This is a genomic window from Clostridium sp., from assembly GCF_032552055.1.
Taxonomy (GTDB): domain Bacteria; phylum Bacillota; class Clostridia; order Clostridiales; family Clostridiaceae; genus Clostridium.
In genome coordinates this window covers 1-2167 of record NZ_JAWGSV010000366.1, presented here as the reverse complement: position 1 = coordinate 2167, position 2167 = coordinate 1, and the positions used below count along the sequence as shown (strand labels likewise).

Below are 2167 nucleotides of genomic sequence, written 5' to 3'. Positions count from 1 at the left end.
ATCATATATAGCACCATAAATTTATTATATACTAAAGTTTAGTAGTTTCAATTATAATAGAATTGAAAAAATAGGAAAATATTAAATTAGTGAAATATTATTATAAGTAATTACGTTACTATATATGAAAGTTAAATTATTTTATAGGAAGGGAATTATGGTTGACAGTGAAAACTTTATAGTCTATTTGAAGAAAAGAGATATTGCAGCTTTAGATTATGTTATTGATACTTATTCAAAAAGAATTTTTAATAAGTAAGATATTTTGACAATAGTTTTATAATGTAATAAACAGAACATAAATGATGTTTGATAACTTATTGAAATGTAATTTAAAAGTTATTTCATCCTAAAATATTTAATTGAAATCAATTTAAATGGAATTTATGGTATAATAAACTTATCAAAATTTTAATTATTTTTAATATAAGTTGCTAAAATAATGTTAATAAGTAAATATTATTAGTATTAAGTATAAAGTGATTCTTATCTTAAGGTGGAGTTTTCTTAAAAAGTAGAAAACCAAAATCTTGTATTTTGTGTGAATCACTTTCAAAGAGTACAGGAATACCGTACTCTATATGAAGGTTAGAAGAACTAATCAAGGTGCGTATCAGTGTTTAACCCCACTTATAGAAGGTGGGAGTGTTAACAATGGTAACCATGGGATAAATTAATAAAAGAAAGAATACTTATAATGACTTATATAAAAGTAATATTTAGGAGGATAACTATGGAAAAAGAATTAGCCTTAGATTTAATTGATTTCTTATATACAAGTCCAACAGCATATCATTCTGTAAAGACTGTAAAAGAAAGATTAGATTCAAATGGATTTAGTGAAGTAAAAGAAAGTGATAAATGGAACTTACAAAAAGATGGTAAGTATTATGTTATAAAAAATTATTCAGCGCTTATAGCTTTCACTGTAGGTAATGGAGAATTAGAGGAAGATGGATTTAAGCTTATAGGAGGACATACAGATTCACCTGGATTTAGAATTAAGGCAAATCCTGAAATGGTTGCTGAAGGAAAATACTTAAAGCTAAATACTGAAGTTTATGGAGGACCTCTTTTATATACTTGGTTTGATAGACCTTTAGGTATAGCTGGTAAGGTTTCTTTAAAAGGAAAATCACCTTTAAAACCAGAAGTAAAGCTTGTAAATATTAATAAGCCTTTATTAATTATACCAAGTGTTGCAATTCATATGAACAGAAGTGTAAATGAAGGTTTTGCAGTAAATAAGCAAAAAGATACATTACCTTTAATAGCATTAATTAATGAAAAGTTTGAGAAAAACAATTATTTAGTAAATGCTATAGCTAAAGAATTAAATGTTGAAGCAGAAAGTATCCTAGGTTTTGATTTAGGATTATATGAAATAGAAAAAGGATCATTAACTGGAATTAATGAAGAATTTATATCAGCTGGAAGACTAGACGATATGTGGATGGTTTATGCTGGGATAAAAGCTTTAATAGACAGTAAATCTAACAAGTCAACTAAGGTTATGGTTTGTATGGATAATGAAGAAATAGGAAGCTTAACAGCTCAAGGAGCAAACTCAGCACTTCTATTAAACATATTAGAAAGAATAGCATTATCTTTAGGAAAAGATAGAGAAGAATTACACAGAGCTTTAGCTAATTCAATTATGATTTCAGCAGACTTAGCTCATGCAGTTCATCCAAATGCTGAAGAAAAACATGATCCAACTAATAGACCAGTTCTAGGAAATGGACCAGTTTTAAAAACAGCTGCATCTGGAAGTTATAGCACAGATAGCTACAATGCTGCAATATTTGAAGGACTTTGCAGTGCTGCAAATGTTCCATATCAAAAGTTCTTTAATAGATCAGATGTTAGAGGTGGAACAACTATAGGTCCAATAACATCTTCATTATTAACTATTCCAGTTATGGATATGGGAGCACCATTATTATCAATGCACTCTATAAGAGAGCTTGCAACAGTAATAGACAATGTTTATAGCGTAAAATTATTTACTGAATTCTTTAACTCATAAGATTTAAAATGCGAAGCATTTTAAAATGAAAAAATTAAAAGAATGAAGGAATGAAAAAATGAAGGAAGAGGTTTTGCAATGCAAAACCTCTTTTGTTTTAAAGATTTACTTATAAAAAATCTGTAAGGATTTTTTATA

The 2167-nt window shown here is 27.5% G+C and carries 1 protein-coding gene; it reads left to right on the top strand.

What is annotated here, in order from left to right; all coding sequences use genetic code 11:
* Positions 1–733: 733 nt before the first annotated feature.
* Complete coding sequence (locus tag E6248_RS15570; RefSeq protein WP_316341680.1) at positions 734–2029, top strand: M18 family aminopeptidase; 1296 nt, start codon at positions 734–736, stop codon at positions 2027–2029.
* The last annotated feature ends 138 nt before the right edge of the window (positions 2030–2167 follow it).